Here is a 17,222-nt window from a genome sequence, read left to right as displayed (position 1 = left end):
AAAAAACCGGCCAATTGGCCGGTTTTTTGTGGGGGCGCTTTGCGCCCCTGGCGATATCAGCTTAGAACGAGGCGTTGGCCAGGCCGTCCAGGTAACGCTCGACGTCCAGTGCCGCCATGCAGCCAGCGCCAGCCGAGGTGATGGCCTGACGGTAAACGTGGTCGGCCACGTCGCCCGCAGCGAATACACCTTCGACGTTGGTGGCGGTGGCGTTGCCTTCACGGCCGCCGTTGACCACCAGGTAGCCGTCCTTGAGGGTCAGCTGGCCTTCGAACAGCGAGGTGTTCGGGGTGTGGCCAATGGCGATGAACACGCCGTCGACCTTGATTTCGTCGCTGCTGCCGTCGTTGTTCTTCAGGCGCGCACCGGTCACACCCATGTTGTCACCCAGCACTTCGTCCAGGGTGGCGTTGAGCTTGAGCTCGATCTTGCCTTCGGCGACACGGGCGTTGAGCTTGTCGACCAGGATCTTCTCGGCGCGGAAGGTTTCACGGCGGTGCACCAAGGTCACCTTGCTGGCGATGTTGGCCAGGTACAGGGCTTCTTCCACCGCAGTGTTGCCGCCGCCGACCACGGCGACCGGCTTGTTGCGGTAGAAGAAACCGTCGCAGGTGGCGCAGGCCGAAACGCCCTTGCCCATGAACGCTTCTTCCGACGGCAGGCCCAGGTAACGGGCGCTGGCGCCAGTGGCGATGATCAGCGCATCGCAGGTGTACTGGCCGCTGTCACCCACCAGGGTGAACGGCTTTTTGGCCAGGTCGACGGCATTGATGTGGTCGAAGACGATCTCGGTCTCGAAACGCTCGGCATGTTCCTGCATGCGCTGCATCAGGGCCGGGCCGGTCAGGCCATGGGGGTCACCCGGCCAGTTGTCGACTTCGGTGGTGGTGGTCAGCTGGCCACCCGCCTGCATGCCGGTGATCAGCAGTGGCTTGAGGTTGGCGCGGGCGGCGTAGACCGCAGCGCTGTAACCGGCAGGGCCGGAACCGAGGATGATGACGCGCGAATGACGTACTTCAGACATGTCGAACTCCTGTCGAGCGGACCATAAGGGCCGCCAGCTGGAAATTAAAAAGGACCCACGCAGCACTTGGGGAAGGCTACAACGCGCAGGCCCGGAAAGCGGAAAGTTGAGCGCACTGTAGCGAGGTGGCAGAGAGTAAGGAAATATCCTTCGACAATCCACCTCATAGGCATCCTCTATCTGGCAAATTCAGCTCGGCCAACGGCACTGCCCCATTTGTTACAGCCGGTTTCTTCATGTGCGCCTTCCTTTCGTCGGCGCGGCAAACTCGGTAAGGTCAGCGCGTTTTCCCTTCTCTGCGGAGTGTCCCGATGCAAGCCCATGTCCTCTCCGGCCCCCAGTACCTGCGCGAAGGCCTGAAACTGGTGCTGAGCCCCAACCTGCGGATGTTCGTGCTGCTGCCGCTGGCGATCAACCTGCTGCTGTTTGGCGGCCTGATCTACTTCGCCGGCCACGAGTTCAGCCTGTGGCTCGACGCCCTGATGCCGACCCTGCCAAGCTGGCTGAGCTTCCTTTCCTACATTCTATGGCCACTGTTCGTCGCCTTGCTGGTGCTGATGGTGTTCTTCACCTTCACCCTGGTGGCCAACGTGATCGCTGCGCCGTTCAATGGCTTTCTCGCGGAAAAGGTCGAAGTGGTGGTGCGCGGCCAGGACCCGTTTCCGGCGTTCAGCTGGGGTGAGCTGGTGGCCATGGTGCCACGCACCTTCGGCCGCGAGATGCGCAAGCTCGGCTATTTCCTGCCACGGGCCATTGGTCTGTTCATCCTGTCGCTGATCCCGGTGGTCAACGTGATCGCCGCACCGCTGTGGCTGGTGTTCGGCGTGTGGATGATGGCCATCCAGTACATCGACTACCCGGCGGACAACAACAAGATGAGCTGGCAGGACATGCTCGCCTGGCTGCGGCAGAAACGCTGGCAGTCGATGGGGTTTGGCGGGATTACCTACCTGGCGTTGCTCATTCCGGGGGTGAACGTGCTGATGATGCCGGCGGCAGTGGCGGGGGCTACGTTGTTCTGGGTGCGCGAGCGCAACTAATCGAGCGAGGGGCTGCCGACAGCCCCTTACACAGCGTTCTATTCAAATCAGAAGTTCGAAAACTGGGCATCACGACTTCCACATGCCCAGGGCCCATGAAATGCAGCCGTGTAAACAGGCCAGGCGGTATATAAATATGAAGATACATTCAAGCGCATGCTGAAAATGGATCCGAACGTCTGATCTAAAAACTTTCGACATAAGGCTCTGCTTGTTACTTCAATCAGCAGCCACTTTATTTAGGCGTTGATCCTGTCGGCGGTAGTGCGTAGCAGATATGTAACACCTGCATCAGCTCTGTTCGAACTCCAATGTGCCCAAGGCCGCACCGTCGTGGCCTTCAAACCACTGGAGATCAAAGATGGAATTCACAGACGTCAAATCGAAAGACTTCATTGAACTTGCAGCAATCCCAGAACAAGATCAGGTCAAAAAAATCGCCGAGCAGCGAGTAAAGTGGCGGCTGCGTGAGGCTCTGCAAGCCAATGGCATTCATGAGCCAATCGAGAACTTGCACTGCGTCACCGTGCAAACCTACTGCGACACGCCCCACTACGACCTATCACTGGTGGACCGTCTGGTCGATGCAGTAGTGGATAATAAAGCCCCCATTATCGGCCCTGGCGAATGTATCTACACCAATCGTCTTGGGGCTTGGAAGGATGTTCGTGAGGACTTCGATCGGGCAGCTGTCCAAAACGCAGTCTCGAACGTCTACCAGCACATCAAGCAAACCGAACAGGCCGATTGACCTTCACCCTGAGCAAAGGGCCAGCCTGGGCCCTTTGCCCTCTTGAGCCGTTATCAGTGGCTCAGCTGGCTGGAAAACTGCCCCACCGCATCCACCACCTTCTTCGCCCCCTCCTGGATCTCGACGATCACCCCACCGGTATCCGCGGCCAACGCCAGCCCCTGTTCGGCCTGGCGCTTGCTGGTGTCGATGATGTCTACCGCCGCCTGGGCGAGCTGTTCGTTCTGCTGCACCACCTTGGCGATCTCTTCGGTGGCGCTGCTGGTGCGCGACGCCAGCTGACGCACTTCGTCGGCGACCACAGCGAAGCCACGGCCCTGCTCGCCGGCACGGGCGGCTTCGATGGCGGCGTTGAGCGCCAGCAGGTTGGTCTGCCCGGCGATGTCGCTGATGGTCTTGATGATGGCGCCAATCACCTTGGACTGCCGGTCCAGAGCCTGGATGCCGTCGGCTGCATCCTGCATGGAGCCTTCCAGCCCACGCATCACGTCGACGGTCTGAGTCACCACATCGGTGGCTTTGCGGGCGCTGTTGTCGGTTTCCAGGGAGGTGTTGTAGGCAATGTCGGCAGCCTGGGCTACGGCCAGCTCCTGATTGACCTGTTCGGTGATCACGGTGGCGAACTTGACCACCTTGTACAGCACGTCATGGGCATCGAAGATCGGGTTGTAGGAAGCCTCCAGCCAGATGGTGCGCCCATGGGCGTCGATCCGCTTGAAGCGATCGGCCACGTACTCGCCCCGGCGTAGCCTGTCCCAGAACGCCTGGTAAGCTGTCGAATTGACTTCAGCCGGCTCACAGAACATGCGGTGATGCTTGCCACGCACCTGCTCGAGGCTGTAGCCCACCGTCTGCAGGAAGCGGTCGTTGGCGGTCAACACCTCGCCGTCGAGGTTGAACTCGATCACCGCGGTGGAGCGCATCAGCGCCTTGATCAGGCTCTCGTGCTCACGCGAGGTCTCGATGGTGCGGGTCAGGTCGCTGGAGTGCATGGAAAAATGCCTGATCCGCCCGTCGACAGTCTTTACCGGCTGCAGGATGGAGCGCAGCCAGGCTTCTTCACCATTGCCGCGCAGCAGGCGGAACGCGCCATTGAGGTGCTCGCCACGGGTAATGGCGTTTTTCATGCGCTGGTAGAAGTCGAGCTTCTTCACGTGGGTCGGCACGATCTCTTCAATGTTGCGCCCAATCAATTGCTCGGCACGGTAGAGCATCTCGCTCTCGAAATTGCCGTTGACCTGCTCGATGCGCCCCTGGGGGTCGAGCTGCAGCACCAGCATCTCGCTGTCGAGGCTGCTTTTGACCTGCTCGACGGCCATCAGCTCTTCGCGCAGTTGCTGGATTTCTTTCTTGAGCTTGCTGTTGAACATCACCGCACTCCCGGAGCGCATCAGACCGATTCGGATGCATCTTCATCGGCTGCGCCGCGAGCGGCTTGAGCGCGCTGCAAAGAAATATTCACACACGACAAACAGCCGAAAATCGGCCGTCATCTGCGCGTCACAAGGCTGTCATGTGAGCGCAATGCAGCAGGCGGACACTTTTTCTCATGAATACACCTGCCCTACGCATTTGCCTTGTCAGCGAAACCTTCCCACCCGAAATCAACGGCGTGGCCAATACCCTTGGCCGCCTCAGCGAAGGTTTGCGACAGCGTGGCCACCAGGTGGAGATCGTGCGCCCACGGCAAGCCAACGAGGTACAGGCGGATGATGACCAGGGGCTATTGCTCTGCCGAGGCTGGGCATTGCCCGGATACCCCGGCCTGCAGTGGGGCGAAGTGTCGATGCACAAGCTGCTGCGCCGCTGGCGCCGGCAACGTCCGGACGTGCTGTACATCGCTACCGAAGGGCCATTGGGCCTCAGCGCCCTGCGCGCCGCGCGGCGCCTGGGCGTTGCCGTGGTCAGCGGCTTTCACACCAATTTCCCGCAGTATTCCGGGCAATACGGCCTAGGCCTGCTGGCGCGCCTGCTGACCCACTACCTGCGCTGGTTCCATCGGCGCACCGCCGCCACCCTGGTGCCCAGCGTGAGCCAGCGCCTGGAGCTGGAACGCCGTGGGTTCGAGCGCCTGGCCCTGATGGCCCGGGGCGTGGATGCCGGCCTGTTCAACCCGGCCAAGCGCAGCCAGGCGCTACGGGACAACTGGGGGCTCGACGCGGACGACATCGCTGTGCTGCACGTCGGGCGCCTGGCAGCGGAAAAGAACCTGACACTGTTGCAGCCCTGCCTGCAAGCCTTGCAGAACACTCACCCACAGCGGCGCCTGCGCCTGGTGGTGGTGGGTGATGGCCCGCAGCGGGCGGCCCTCGAGCAGCAGATGCCCGATGCGGTGTTCTGCGGCGCCCAGCGCGGCGAAGCGTTGGCCGAACATTACGCCAGCGGCGACCTGTTCCTGTTCCCGAGCCTGACCGAAACCTTTGGCAATGTGGTGCTCGAAGCCATGGCCTCGGGCCTGGCCGTGGTCGCCTACGATGAGGCCGCCGCAGCCCAGCACATCCGCCATGGCCACAGCGGCGCGCTGGCCATGCCTGGCGACCAGTGCGCATTCATCGACGCCGCCTGCTGGCTGCTGGAAGAAAACGAAACCCTGCGCCGAGTGCGCCTGAACGCACGTCAGCACGCCAGCCGCCAAGGCTGGCCGGCGATCGTCGAGCAGTTCGAGTCGCACCTGTTCAATGCCTGTCACACGGCACCTGCCAGCAGCCAGCCGGCAGGCGTCGCGCTGGCGATCAAGCCAAGGTCGTCAACGCCTCGCGGCTGAACGGCAGCACATCCGCTTCACGCCCTTCGCGTACCTTCTGCGCCCATTCGGCATCCACCAGCAGGGCACGGCCAACCGCCACAAGGTCGAACTCTTCATCGCCCAGACGGCGCAGCAAGCCTTCCAGGCTGGCCGGTTTGGCCACCTTGTCGGTAGCGACCATGAACTGCAGGAACTCACCATCGAGCCCCACGCTGCCGACGGTGATGGTCGGTTTGCCCGTGAGCGTGCGGGTCCAGCCGGCCAGGTTCAGCTCGGAGCCTTCGAACTCTGGCTCCCAGAAGCGTCGGGTCGAGCAGTGGAAAATATCCACACCGGCCGCCGACAGCGGTTCAAGGAACGCCGCCAGTGCTTGCGGGGTTTCCACCAAGCGTGCGCTGTAGTCCTGCTGCTTCCACTGCGAGAAACGGAAGATGATCGGGAAGTCCGGCCCCACGGCAGCGCGCACGGCCTGGATCAGCTCGATGGCGAAGCGCGAACGGGCGGCCAGGTCACCGCCATATTCGTCGCTGCGACGGTTGCTGGCGTCCCAGAAGAACTGGTCGATGAGGTAGCCGTGGGCGCCATGGATCTCCACGCCATCCATGCCGATGGCCTTGGCATCGCGGGCCGCCTGGGCGAACGCGGCGATTACCTCGCGAATATCGTCACGGGTCATGCCATGCACCAGCACCTGGCCGTCCTTGACCTTCTCGCTCGGCCCGTACCCTGGCACGTTGGCGTCCGGCTCGGTGCCCAGGCGGCGTACCATGCCCACATGCCACAGCTGCGGCACGATACGGCCCCCTTCGGCATGAACGGCGTCGACCACCTGCTTCCAGCCTGCCAGGGCATCCTCACCGTGGAAGCGCGGCACATTGGGGTAACCGTTGGCTGCCCTGTGCCCGACCGTGGTGCCCTCGGTGATGATCAGCCCCACGCCTGCTGCGGCACGACGCCGGTAGTACTCGACCACGCCAGCGTGCGGCACGCCGCCGGGGCAGAAGGTACGGGTCATGGGCGCCATGACGACACGGCTCGGCAACTCGAGCGCGCCGAGGGTGAAGGGTTGGAACAAGGGGTTGCTGGACATGGGGCGCTTCCGTCTGCGGGAGGAGATGCGCCTGAGGTTAGGGGCAGCGCGGAGCTTGGCCCAGCATTATTGATCTGGGTGATTCTGGGCTATCGCCGGGGGTGCTTTACCCCCGGCAGACAGGTCACTTCAGTGCATTCTCGATGGCCTGCACCACCGTTGGATCATCCGGTGCGGTACGCGGCGCAAAACGCGCCAGCACCCGCCCATCCTTGCCCACCAGGAATTTCTCGAAGTTCCAGGTGATGTCACCCGGGAATTCCGCCCCCTCGCCCGCCAGCAAACGGTACAGCTGATGGCGGTCATGGCCGTTGACCTCAAGCTTGGCACCCAGCGGGAAACTCACGCCGTAGTTCAGCCTGCAGAACTCCTGGATTTCCTTTTCGCTGCCCGGCTCCTGGCCGGCGAACTGGTTGCAAGGAAGGCCCAGGACATTGAAGCCCCTGCCCTTGAACTGCTGCTGCAGCTTTTCCAGCGAGGCGTATTGCGGCGTCAGGCCACACTTGGAAGCGACATTGACCACCAGCACTACCTGGCCCTTGAACGGCGCCAGGGGCAGGTCCTCGCCGTTCAGCGCCTTCAACGTCAGGTCGTGAAATGCACTCATGATGATCCCCTTCAGGTTGCCGGTTGCCGCAGGAGGCGAACAGCGCCCACTAAAAAGGCGCTCTTGCAAGCCGCGCACCTCCCGTTGGGGAGGCATGCCGGCTTGTCCGAGCGCCTGGCGACTTTCTGAGCTTAGCGCAGAAAATCAGTGGTGATGGCCACCTTCACCGTGGATGTGACGGTGAGCGATTTCTTCTTCGCTGGCGTCACGCACGTCGACAACCTTGACCTTGAAGTTCAGGCGCTGGCCAGCCAGTGGGTGGTTGCCGTCGACAGTGATGTCGTCGCCGTCGATGTCGCGGATGGTGACGATCTGCATCTGGCCGTCCGGCGCCGAAGCGTGGAACTGCATGCCGACCTCCAGTTGGTCGACACCTTCGAACAGGCTGCGGTTCAGGGTGCTCACCAGCTCGGCCAGGTATTCGCCGTAGGCGTCTTCCGGCTCGATGGCAACGTCCAGCTCGTCACCGGCTTGCTTGCCTTCCAGGGCTTTTTCCAGGCCTGGAATGATGTTGGCGGCACCGTGCAGGTAAACCAGCGGCGCACCGCCGGCGGAGCTGTCGATGGTCTCCCCGGCGTCGTTGGTCAGGGTATAGTCGATGGAGACAGCCTTGTTGGCGGCGATCAGCATGGGGCAAGACCTTTTGCAAAAGTATGTAGAGCGGACAAGTGTAACCAAGGCATCGCCCGATTGCGACCGCAGCGCAGACGAGGGGCGACCCATCAGTCGGATCACCGGCTTCCACCAGGACGAGGAAGGCCACTGGGTGGTCGAGCTGTCTTGCGGCCATACCCAGCACCTGCGCCACCAGCCACCGTGGCAGGCACGCCCGTGGGTGCTCGACGCCGCGCAGCGTGCCGAGCGCATCGGCCAGCCATTCGCTTGCGGCTGGTGCGCACAGGGGGTCGATAGCGCTACCCTTGGCCGTTGATTCCTTGCACCGCTTATTTCGAGAAGCACGCATGCAGACATTTTTCATTGCGCCGACCGACTTTGGTGTCGGCCTGACCTCCATCAGCCTGGGCCTGGTCCGCACCCTGGAGCGCGCCGGCCTCAAGGTCGGCTTCTTCAAGCCGATCGCCCAGCCTCACCCCGGCGACACGGGCCCCGAGCGCTCCACCGAACTGGTCGCCCGTACCCACGGCATCAAGCCTCCGGTACCACTGAGCCTGGCCCATGTCGAGCGCATGCTCGGCGAGGGCCAGCTGGACGAGTTGCTCGAAGAAATCATCCGCCTGTACCAGCAGGCCTGCATTGGCAACGACGTGGTGGTGGTCGAGGGCATGGTGCCGACGCGCCATGCCAGCTATGCGGCGCGGGTCAACCTGCACCTGGCCAAGAGCCTCGATGCCGAAGTGATCCTGGTCTCGGCACCGGAAAACGAAGTGCTCAGCGAATTGTCCGGGCGGGTCGAACTGCAGGCCCAACTGTTCGGTGGCCCACGCGACCCGAAAGTACTGGGGGTGATCCTCAACAAGGTACGCACCGACGAGAGCATGGCCGACTTCGCCACCCGCCTGCGCGAACACTCGCCGCTGCTGCGTGGCAACGACTTCCGCCTGCTCGGCTGCATTCCCTACCAGCCTGAGCTGAACGCCCCGCGCACCCGCGACGTGGCCGAGCTGCTTGGTGCCCAGGTACTCAATGCCGGCGACTATGAGCAGCGGCGGATGAACAAGATCATCATCTGCGCCCGCACCGTGGCCAATACCGTACCGCTGCTGACACCGGGCACCCTGGTGGTGACCCCGGGCGATCGCGACGACATCATCCTGGCGGTGAGCCTGGCCGCGATCAACGGCGTACCCCTGGCCGGCCTGCTGCTGACCAGTGACAGCAAGCCCGATGCGCGCATCCTCGGCCTGTGCCGTGGCGCCCTGCAGGCCGGCTTGCCGATTCTGTCGGTCAGCACCGGCTCCTACGACACTGCCAACCTGCTCAACTCGCTGAACCGCGAAATCCCGGTGGACGACCGTGACCGCGCCGAATTCATCACCGACTTCGTTGCCAGCCACCTGGACGCCGCCTGGCTGCACCAGCGCTGCGGTACGCCACGGGAAATGCGCCTGTCGCCCGCGGTGTTCCGCTACCAGCTGATCCAGCGGGCGCAACAGGCCAACAAGCGCATCGTCCTGCCGGAGGGTGCCGAGCCGCTGCTGGTGCAGGCTGCGGCGATCTGCCAGGCGCGCGGCATCGCCCGTTGCGTACTGCTGGCCAAGCCAGAGGCAGTCGAAGCCGTGGCCCGTGCCCAGGGCATCACCCTGCCGGCGGACCTGGAGATACTCGACCCCGAGCTGATTCGCGGGCGCTATGTCGAGCCAATGGTCAACCTGCGCAAGAGCAAGAACCTCAATGCGCCCATGGCTGAACAGCAGCTGGAAGACCCGGTGGTGGTCGGCACCATGATGCTGGCCCTGGACGAGGTCGATGGCCTGGTCTCGGGGCTGGTGCACTCCACCGCCAACACCATTCGCCCTGCCCTGCAGCTGATCAAGACCGCACCCGGCGCCAGCCTGGTGTCGTCGGTGTTCTTCATGCTGTTCCCCGAGCAGGTGCTGGTGTACGGCGACTGCGTGATGAACCCGCACCCCAGCGCCAGCGAACTGGCCGAGATCGCCCGGCAGAGCGCCGAATCGGCACAGGCCTTCGGTATCGCACCGCGGGTAGCGATGATCAGCTACTCCAGTGATTCGGCCAGTGACGAGGAAGTGGAGAAAGTGCGCGAAGCCACGCGCCTGGCGCAGGCGGCGGAGCAGGGGCTGCTGATCGACGGGCCGCTGCAGTACGACGCCGCCGCCAATCCGCAAGTCGCTCTGCAGCTGGCCCCTCACAGCCAGGTGGCTGGGCGGGCGACGGTGTTCGTGTTCCCTGACCTGAACACCGGCAATACCACCCACAAGGCGGTGCAGCGCAGCACTGACGGGGTCAGCCTGGGGCCGATGCTGCAGGGGCTGCGCAAGCCGGTGAACGACTTGCCACGCGGGGCGCAGGTGGACGATATCGTGCATACCATCGCCCTGACGGCGATTCAGGCCAGCAGCATCCGCTGAAACGCAAAAGGGCAGACCGTCACCGGCCTGCCCTTGTTGTATTGCGCCGTACCGAACGGCTTATGGGTACTGCTGAACCTGGCCCTGCTGCTGGTCATACTGCTGACCCGGAATAGGCTTCAGGTTGACCTCCACACGGCGGTTCTGTGCACGGCCATTGGCGTCGGCGTTGCTGGCAATCGGCTGGTCCGGCCCCATGCCACGCACCGTTACGCGCGACGCATCCACGCCTTGCGAGGTCAGGTAGGTGCTGACTGCCTGGGCGCGGCGCTGCGACAGGTCCATGTTGTGCTGGCGGCTGCCGGTGCTGTCGGTGAAGCCCACCACTTCGATGGTGTTCTGATTGAACGACTTGAACGAGTTGGCCAGGTTGTTCAGCGGGTTGTAGAAGCTCGGCGAAATGTTGGCCGAATCGGTAGCGAAGGTGATGTTGCCCGGCATGATCAGCTTGATCTGGTCACCCTGGCGTTGAACCTCGACGCCCGTGTTGGCCATCTTCGCGCGCAGCTCGGCTTCCTGCTTGTCCGCGTAGTAGCCGTAACCGGCAGCGGCGGCACCGACTGCGGCGGCGCCGATCAGCGCACCCTTGCCACGGTTGTTGTGGTCGATGGCGGCACCGGCAATGGCGCCGGCCAGCGCGCCCAGGCCGCCATACTTGGCGGTCTTGCTCATCCCCGTGGACTCGCCCTGAGCCTGGCCTTGGCTGTCATAAGGATTCTGCCCGGCGCAACCGGTCATCAGGGCTGCAGCGGTTGCGACGATAATCAGACGACGCATGGTGAACATGGACAAGCTCCTACAAAAATTCGTGTGTGCGGCGGATCGCAGAGGGATCTGTGCCAGGCTTCGATCGCCAGGATACGGAAAAATTCCATGAAAGGCTTTTCATCCGGGCTCAAGCCCGTACGAACGGGTTCTCGCGCATCTCGTCGCCCAGGCGGGTATCCGGCCCGTGGCCTGTGACCACAACGGCATCTTCGTCCAGGCGATACAGCCGATCCTGGATCGAACGCACGATGGCCCGCTGGTCGCCGCCCCACAGGTCGGTTCTGCCGATGCCACGGCGGAACAGAGTGTCACCGGCGATCAGCAGCTTGGCGTCGGCGAACCAGAAACTCATCGAACCTGGGGTGTGGCCAGGCGTGTGCAGGGCTACACCGCAACCGCAGGCGAGTTCTTCGTCATCGCCGAGCCAACGGTCTGGCGACGGCACCGGGGTGTAGGGCACGCCAAACATCTGGCATTGCATTTCCAGGTTGTCCCACAGCGGCTGGTCCTGCTTGTGCAGGTGCAGCGTGGCGCCGGTGAGCTCCTTGAGCTTGCCAGAAGCGAGGAAATGGTCGAAGTGCGCGTGGGTGTGGATGATGCTCACCAAGGTCAGACCATGGGCCTGCAGGCGGGCGAGGATCTTGTCTGCGTCACCACCCGGGTCGACGACGATAGCCTTCTTGCTGACAGGGTCGCCGATCAGGGTGCAGTTGCACTGCAGGGGGCCTACAGGAAAGGTTTCGCGGATCAGCGTGGCGGGGGCAATGTTCATGAGGGGCTCCTGACTACTGTCCGGGATGGTAGCGTGGTCTGAAGTGCCTGTCTTGGAAGCTGAAGGTTGTGCCAGACACATGGCGGCCCTGACGCTACGGCAAATACAACCTGAACAACCCTCCCCCAAGCACCCCACCATTGGCAATATCGATCCGCCCGCGCACGCCGTTACGCTCATGCAACGCCGCAATCCGCGCCGCGAAGTACAGCCCAAGCCCGGTGCTGCCGCTCTGCGAGTCGATACCCTGCACATAATCCTGCTGACGCTCGAGCATTCGCGCCGGGTAGCCCGGGCCGTCGTCGTTGACGCTGATGACCAGTTGCTCGCTTTCCTCGCCAATGCTGATCAACAGTGTATGGCCGGCATAGCGGGTGGCGTTGGTAATCACGTTGGCGATCACCGAAGCCACCAGCTCGCGGTCGAAGAAGCCCAGCGGGTTGTCGGTTTCGACACGCCAGGTGGCGAGGATGTCGTTGTGCTGGAGCACTTCCTGGTGGGCGGCCAGCTGGGCCTCGATGAAATCATCCAGCTCATGGTAATCCGGGCATACCGGCAGCTGGTTCACCCCCAGTTTGTAAAGCCCCAGCAACTGCACGAGCATGCCGTTGAGGTGACGGAACTCATGCTCGATCACGCCCTGCTCGGTACCGCTGCGCCATTCTTCAGGCAACCGCGCCATCCACTGGTCATGGGACTGGATCAGCGCCGACAGTGAGTTTTTCAGGTCATGCACGGTGGAGGCGATCACCGTGGAGAAATCCAGCCCCTGGTTATCCTGGCTCATGCACCGAAGACCTTGATGTGCAGTTTGCGGTAGCGGTCGTAGCGACTGTCACTGGTGGGGATGCCGGCCACCCGGGTCAGGCAATCGCGGCATTCCTGCTGGATCGCCGGCGGTGTCACCTCGCCACCGATGCGCAGCAGGGCCTGCGCAGTGTTGAGCGCAATACTGATGTTCTTCGGCTGCAGCGAAAGCGCTTTGCGGAACATCTGCAAGGCTTCGTTGAGTTGCCCGGCCTGGTAGCTGCGCACGCCCTGGCGGTTGAGGTCGACCGCTTCGGTGACCGCACCCAGCACGGCCGGGTCGTCGGTCAGCTTGGCCACGCTTTGCATGACCTTGGGATCGTCGCCGTAGGTTTCCACGCAGCCTTTGAGGATGCTGCCGCCGGCTGCTTCCTGGCCGAGTGCCTGCAGTTGCCGGGCCACGGTCAAGGCCGCCTCGACCGAGAAGAACTGGTCCATCTTCTCCAGCCGCTGCATGGCTTGTTCGGTGAGCTTGGCCGCTGTCTCAGGGTCGCCCGCCTGCTGCAGGCTGGCGGCCTTCATCAGCCGGGCACGCACTTGCAAGCCCTGGTCTTCGAGGTTGTCCTTGGCCACTTCACTGAGCACCGTGTTGATCTCGACCCGGGCACGCGCATCCAGGCCAAAGCCGGCGTTCTTGCTCATCAACGCCTGGACCAGGCCAAGGTTGCTTTCGGCATCCTTGTAGCGCGAACTCTGGCCCTGATTCACCGCATGACGGAACGCTTTGGAGGCGCTTTCGAAATCTTCGTTATCCAACGCCAACTTGCCCAGCGCAGCCTGCCGTCGCACCGCCAGGGGCGATAGGCGGACCGCTTCTTCGAGCATGCTCTGGGCGCGCTTGGTTTCGCCTTGGGCAACCAGCACTTCGGCCATGCCATCGTACAGCCCGGGCATGATCGGGAATGCCTTGAGCGCCTGTTCGTAGACGCCCTGGGCCTGGGCATTCTGCCCGCGCTTGTGCATCAGGCTGCCGAGTGCCGCATACACCCATGGTTGCGGGCGGCTGGCGAGGATGCTCTTGAGAAACTTCTCCAGCTCATCGAAGCGGTTGAGGTCACGCAGCGCGTCGGCACGATAGCGCAGGCACAACGGGGCAAAACGCGGGTCCTTCTTGCACAGCTCGGCACACGCCGCCAGCACTTCGGCCGGGCGACCACGGTCGAGGGCTTGCAGGATTGGCTTGAGCAGCGTCTTGCGCTGGGTCAGCTTGTCCAGGCGCTGGGCCAGGCCCACGCGGTTGAACGGCTTGGTCAGGTAGGCATCAGGCTCGTGTTCCAGGGCACTGAGCACGATGGCCTGGCTGCTTTCGGCCGTGACCATGATGAACACGCATTCATGGCTGATCAGCTTGTCGAGGATCAGGTCCTCGAGGACCTGCTGGCCGTTCTTCTTGCCGTCACCGAGGTGGAAGTCCTGAAGGATATAGTCGTAGCGCTTCTGCCCGCACATGCGCAGGGCCTGCTCGCCGCTGTCAGCGGTATCCACATCGCGCACGCCCAGTTCGCGCAGCATGGAACGGGTCGACGTGCGAAAGTCAGTGAAGTCGTCGACGATCAGAAAGCTCTTTTGCCCGTACTGCAGCATCAACACGACCTGTATTGGGAAGATGGGTGGATGGCGCGAAGCGATGCATACCGCCGAAACCTGTATCGGCAGCCAGCCAGGAAAGATGAGGGTGGAGAACGCAGCGTACGCACGCCATCACGGGATAATGGCCTAGCGCCATTATTTTACCTTTACGACCAGCTTCAGGCCAGCAAGCCCAACGCCTTGGCCCGGGCCACGGCTTGGGTACGACGCTCCACACCCAGCTTGCTGTTGATATGACTGGCGTGGGTCTTGACGGTATGCAGGGAAATGAACAGCCGCTCACTGATCTGCTGGTTGGAACAACCTTGGGCGATCAGTTCGAGTACCGCCAGCTCGCGACCACTCAAGGCCTCTGCGGCGTTGCTTGTGGGCACCGCAGGTTCGGGCAGGCGCCCCAGCAATTCAGCCTGGGCCTGGCAGGCTGGCTGTGCAAGAAGTTGTTCGCGCAGCCAGCCAGGATGCAATTCGAGCAGCCGCTGGAAGGGCTGTACCACCCCACCCCGAGCGGCGCTCAACGCCCTGGGCAGCAGCCGCGCTGCCTGTGCTTCACGCCCCTCGCTCAACAACAGGTCGATCCATTGGCAAAGGGCATGCAGGGTGAGCATCATCCCGCCACTGGCCTGACCGCGTTCGGCCAGGGCGCACAGCCGCGCCACGGCATCGTCGCTGCGCTGCTGCACCCGCTCGAGCAAAGCCTGCTGCAGTTCGATATGCAGCGGCAGCAAGGGGTGGAACTCGGGCGCTGCCGCAGGGTGCTCGCCGCCATAGGTCTGCCCCAGGCGCAGCAACCACGACTCGGCCAAATCGATACGCCCCTGCGCGAGCCACAGTTCGCACTTCACCAGGGTGATCATCGCCAGGTAGAAAATCGGCGGTACATCCCAGATGTGCATCAAGCGCTCCGCCTCGGCCAGTTCGGCGAAGGCCTCGGCATACTGGCCCTCACGGCCATCCAGCGAGGCGATCACGCAATGGCCGATCAGCACGCTGATGTCACGGCAGGCGCGCGCCTCGCCAAGCCCTGCACGCAAGCGTGCGCGCCCTTGCGTGGGATGCAGGCGCGCTACCAGCAGGTAGCCCTCGTACAAGGTCAGCCTCGCCCGCACTGCGTACAACCGCTGGGCCGACAGCCCCTGCAGGCGCTGCAAACCCTGGCGCACCTCATCGAGCGCGCGCAACACCTCGCCGCGGGCATGCAGCACCCGGGCTCGATCGTAATGCGCCAGCGCCTCGAACAACGGGTTGCCCACGCGCTGCGCCAGCTCCAGCGCTTCGCGGTTCCAGCCGCGCGCACGCCAGAAGTCGCCGTCGGCAATGGCCAGGTTGGACAGCGTCGACAGGCATACCAGGCGTTGCCCGTAGCGCTTGCACGGCAGGCTCTGCAGCGCCTCGCCGCAATAGGCCAAGGTCCGATCGCGGTCACCCCGACCGCGGGCGATGACGCCGCTCAGGGCCAGCCACTGCGCCAGCATGGACTTCTGTGCAGTGGCCGAAGGCGCGGGCAGGAAGCGGCTGAGGTAACTTGCCAGTTCTTGCGCTGCATCGAGCTGGCAGGCCAGGCCAAGCGCCCAGCTGTACAGCACGATCAACCGCGGCGTGCTGATCAGCAGGCTGTCGGGGAGGTCCATCTTCCAGCGCAACAGCATGCCCACATTCTGCTCGGCCAGCAGTTGCTCTTCGGACAGGCTCTGCACCAGGTCAGCCGCAACGTCGAGGTGGCCGGCGCGTAACGCCTGTTCCACCGCCTCATCGAGCAACCCCTGGGCCTGGAACCAGCGGCAGGCACGCAGGTGCAGGCGCGCCTGCGGTTCGCTGGACTGGCGACTGCGCAGCAAGTCAGAGAACAGGTGATGGTACCGATACCAATGACCATGCTCGTCCAGCGGCACCAGGAATACCTGGTGCGCCTGCAGATAACGCAGTATCGCGTCGCTGTCGTGGCGCTCACGCAGCGCATCGCACAGCGCCGCGCAGAAACGCTCCTGGCAGGCCGTGTCGAACAGGAACGCCTGCACGTCCGCCGGCAGCATCTCGATGACTTCTTCCAGCAGGTAGTCACGAATCAACCCTTCGCCACCATGCAGGGCCTGGGGCAAGGCATGCTCGTCACCAGCCTCGCTGGCTGCCAACTGCCAGAAGCGCAGCCCCGCCACCCAGCCATCGCTGCGCTGAATCAGGTTATCCAGCGCCTGACCGCGCAGCCCGGTGGGTTGGCGGCCAATCACTGCCAGTGATTCATCCGGCGTCAGGCGCAGATCCTGCTCGCCAAGTTCGACCAGTTGCCGTGACAGGCGCAGCCGCGCCAGGTGCCAGTCCGGCCGCTGGCGGCTGGTAACCAGCAGTACCAGGCCGGCAGGCAAGTGATTGAGGAAGAACTGCAGGCAGCGATCGAGAACCGGCCCCTGGGCCAGGTGGTAGTCGTCCAGCACCAGCAGCAAAGGGGTATCGGCCTGCAGGTAGAGCGCCAACTCGTCCAGCAAGCTGTCGAGCCACTCTTCGAACGCAAAGGGTTGGTGGCGCTGACGCATCTTCAGCAGGCCCATGGCCTGCCCGCCCAGTGCCGGACAGTACTGCTGCAAGCCTTCGAGCAGGCGCTCGAGGAAACGGCCGGGGTCGGCGTCCCTCTGGCTCAGGCCGAGCCAGAGACTGCGCCAATGGGCGGGCAGTGACTCGCAGAACTCGATGGCCAGGGAGCTTTTGCCAAAGCCGGCGGGGGCATTGACCAGCAACAAGCGCCCGCCAAGGCCGCCCTGCAAGCGCTGGCACAGGCGTGCACGCGGCACGTGGCCGTCGGGCTGCGGCGGCCGGAAGAAGCGCCCGTCCAGCAGGCCCAGGGCCTGGCTGGCGAATCCATGCGTACGGGACAGGTCTGTCATGGCCGGCTCGTTCTGTTGGGAAGACTACGGCGGTACGGATGCTTGCGAGACTAGCGGGTAATGCAACGCATTTGAAGACGATGGGAGCCATTGCCTCGGAA

General features: G+C 63.5%; 14 protein-coding genes and 2 pseudogenes. 5 read left to right on the top strand and 11 right to left on the bottom strand.

Annotated features, from left to right (window positions below; translation table 11 throughout):
* Positions 1-61: 61 nt before the first annotated feature.
* Positions 62-1,024, bottom strand: coding sequence for a thioredoxin-disulfide reductase (trxB, locus tag APH33_RS23865; protein ID WP_054887507.1), 963 nt, complete (start codon positions 1,022-1,024; stop codon positions 62-64).
* Between the two features lie 311 nt (positions 1,025-1,335).
* On the opposite strand from trxB, the gene cysZ reads away from it, so the two are divergent.
* Together cysZ and APH33_RS23855 are read left to right on the top strand one after the other, a co-directional pair.
* Complete coding sequence (gene cysZ, locus APH33_RS23860) at positions 1,336-2,064, top strand: sulfate transporter CysZ (protein ID WP_054887506.1); 729 nt, start codon at positions 1,336-1,338, stop codon at positions 2,062-2,064.
* A gap of 361 nt (positions 2,065-2,425) precedes the next feature.
* Complete coding sequence (locus APH33_RS23855) at positions 2,426-2,815, top strand: hypothetical protein (protein ID WP_054887505.1); 390 nt, start codon at positions 2,426-2,428, stop codon at positions 2,813-2,815.
* A gap of 53 nt (positions 2,816-2,868) precedes the next feature.
* On the opposite strand, the pseudogene APH33_RS28080 reads toward APH33_RS23855, so the two are convergent.
* Positions 2,869-3,297 (bottom strand): annotated as a pseudogene (locus APH33_RS28080) (methyl-accepting chemotaxis protein); the annotation flags it as partial.
* 165 nt (positions 3,298-3,462) lie between these two features.
* Positions 3,463-4,095: pseudogene (locus APH33_RS28075) on the bottom strand (PAS domain-containing protein); the annotation flags it as partial.
* 269 nt (positions 4,096-4,364) lie between these two features.
* On the opposite strand from APH33_RS28075, the gene APH33_RS23845 reads away from it, so the two are divergent.
* Positions 4,365-5,579, top strand: a complete 1,215-nt coding sequence (locus APH33_RS23845) for a glycosyltransferase family 1 protein (RefSeq protein WP_054887503.1) — start codon at positions 4,365-4,367, stop codon at positions 5,577-5,579.
* Here APH33_RS23845 and APH33_RS23840 read toward each other — a convergent pair.
* The 3 genes from APH33_RS23840 to APH33_RS23830 form a co-directional block, all read right to left on the bottom strand.
* Positions 5,548-6,651, bottom strand: coding sequence for an NADH:flavin oxidoreductase (locus tag APH33_RS23840; RefSeq protein ID WP_054887502.1), 1,104 nt, complete (start codon positions 6,649-6,651; stop codon positions 5,548-5,550). The two genes, APH33_RS23845 and APH33_RS23840, sit on opposite strands and share 32 nt — an antisense overlap.
* Positions 6,652-6,775: 124 nt before the next feature.
* Positions 6,776-7,258: a glutathione peroxidase gene (locus APH33_RS23835; protein ID WP_054887501.1), complete on the bottom strand. Its 483-nt coding sequence runs from the start codon at positions 7,256-7,258 to the stop codon at positions 6,776-6,778.
* A 144-nt stretch (positions 7,259-7,402) separates the two neighbouring features.
* A complete protein-coding gene (locus APH33_RS23830; RefSeq protein ID WP_054887500.1) occupies positions 7,403-7,888 on the bottom strand; it encodes a peptidylprolyl isomerase in 486 nt (161 codons plus the stop codon).
* On the opposite strand from APH33_RS23830, the gene APH33_RS23825 reads away from it, so the two are divergent.
* Together APH33_RS23825 and pta are read left to right on the top strand one after the other, a co-directional pair.
* Positions 7,887-8,189, top strand: coding sequence for a DUF3565 domain-containing protein (locus APH33_RS23825; RefSeq protein ID WP_054887499.1), 303 nt, complete (start codon positions 7,887-7,889; stop codon positions 8,187-8,189). The two genes, APH33_RS23830 and APH33_RS23825, sit on opposite strands and share 2 nt — an antisense overlap.
* A gap of 31 nt (positions 8,190-8,220) precedes the next feature.
* Positions 8,221-10,308 (top strand): phosphate acetyltransferase, encoded by a 2,088-nt coding sequence (gene pta / locus APH33_RS23820; RefSeq protein WP_054887498.1) that lies wholly within the window; start codon positions 8,221-8,223, stop codon positions 10,306-10,308.
* A gap of 60 nt (positions 10,309-10,368) precedes the next feature.
* Here pta and APH33_RS23815 read toward each other — a convergent pair whose 3' ends face one another.
* From APH33_RS23815 to APH33_RS23795, 5 genes are all read right to left on the bottom strand, one after another.
* Positions 10,369-11,094 (bottom strand): OmpA family protein, encoded by a 726-nt coding sequence (locus tag APH33_RS23815; RefSeq protein ID WP_027918343.1) that lies wholly within the window; start codon positions 11,092-11,094, stop codon positions 10,369-10,371.
* Between the two features lie 109 nt (positions 11,095-11,203).
* Positions 11,204-11,848 (bottom strand): MBL fold metallo-hydrolase, encoded by a 645-nt coding sequence (locus APH33_RS23810; protein WP_054887497.1) that lies wholly within the window; start codon positions 11,846-11,848, stop codon positions 11,204-11,206.
* Positions 11,849-11,942: 94 nt separating this feature from the next.
* Positions 11,943-12,635 (bottom strand): sensor histidine kinase KdpD, encoded by a 693-nt coding sequence (locus tag APH33_RS23805; RefSeq protein ID WP_054887496.1) that lies wholly within the window; start codon positions 12,633-12,635, stop codon positions 11,943-11,945.
* Positions 12,632-14,239: a tetratricopeptide repeat-containing response regulator gene (locus APH33_RS23800; protein ID WP_054887495.1), complete on the bottom strand. Its 1,608-nt coding sequence runs from the start codon at positions 14,237-14,239 to the stop codon at positions 12,632-12,634. The genes APH33_RS23805 and APH33_RS23800 overlap by 4 nt, the downstream gene beginning before the upstream one ends.
* Before the next feature lie 164 nt (positions 14,240-14,403).
* The gene (locus tag APH33_RS23795) at positions 14,404-17,121 is read right to left on the bottom strand and encodes a LuxR C-terminal-related transcriptional regulator (protein WP_054887494.1); all 2,718 of its coding nucleotides are present in this window, start codon (positions 17,119-17,121) and stop codon (positions 14,404-14,406) included.
* Between the last annotated feature and the right edge of the window lie 101 nt (positions 17,122-17,222).

The sequence above is a fragment of the Pseudomonas sp. NBRC 111130 genome (assembly GCF_001320485.1).
Classification (GTDB): Bacteria; Pseudomonadota; Gammaproteobacteria; order Pseudomonadales; family Pseudomonadaceae; genus Aquipseudomonas; species Aquipseudomonas vlassakiae.
The sequence above is the reverse complement of the archived record's forward strand: the minus strand, read 5'-3'. Positions and strand labels throughout refer to the sequence as shown.

Bases quoted from the DNA above. Each gene is read 5' to 3' on its own strand.
- APH33_RS23835 (WP_054887501.1), bottom strand. From the start codon at position 7,258: ATGAGTGCATTTCACGACCTGACGTTGAAGGCGCTGAACGGCGAGGAC.
- trxB (WP_054887507.1), bottom strand. From the start codon at position 1,024: ATGTCTGAAGTACGTCATTCGCGCGTCATCATCCTCGGTTCCGGCCCT.
- APH33_RS23795 (WP_054887494.1), bottom strand. From the start codon at position 17,121: ATGACAGACCTGTCCCGTACGCATGGATTCGCCAGCCAGGCCCTGGGC.
- APH33_RS23830 (WP_054887500.1), bottom strand. From the start codon at position 7,888: ATGCTGATCGCCGCCAACAAGGCTGTCTCCATCGACTATACCCTGACC.
- APH33_RS23815 (WP_027918343.1), bottom strand. From the start codon at position 11,094: ATGTTCACCATGCGTCGTCTGATTATCGTCGCAACCGCTGCAGCCCTG.
- APH33_RS23800 (WP_054887495.1), bottom strand. From the start codon at position 14,239: ATGCTGCAGTACGGGCAAAAGAGCTTTCTGATCGTCGACGACTTCACT.
- pta (WP_054887498.1), top strand. From the start codon at position 8,221: ATGCAGACATTTTTCATTGCGCCGACCGACTTTGGTGTCGGCCTGACC.
- APH33_RS23845 (WP_054887503.1), top strand. From the start codon at position 4,365: ATGAATACACCTGCCCTACGCATTTGCCTTGTCAGCGAAACCTTCCCA.
- APH33_RS23825 (WP_054887499.1), top strand. From the start codon at position 7,887: ATGGGGCAAGACCTTTTGCAAAAGTATGTAGAGCGGACAAGTGTAACC.
- APH33_RS23855 (WP_054887505.1), top strand. From the start codon at position 2,426: ATGGAATTCACAGACGTCAAATCGAAAGACTTCATTGAACTTGCAGCA.
- cysZ (WP_054887506.1), top strand. From the start codon at position 1,336: ATGCAAGCCCATGTCCTCTCCGGCCCCCAGTACCTGCGCGAAGGCCTG.
- APH33_RS23840 (WP_054887502.1), bottom strand. From the start codon at position 6,651: ATGTCCAGCAACCCCTTGTTCCAACCCTTCACCCTCGGCGCGCTCGAG.
- APH33_RS23810 (WP_054887497.1), bottom strand. From the start codon at position 11,848: ATGAACATTGCCCCCGCCACGCTGATCCGCGAAACCTTTCCTGTAGGC.
- APH33_RS23805 (WP_054887496.1), bottom strand. From the start codon at position 12,635: ATGAGCCAGGATAACCAGGGGCTGGATTTCTCCACGGTGATCGCCTCC.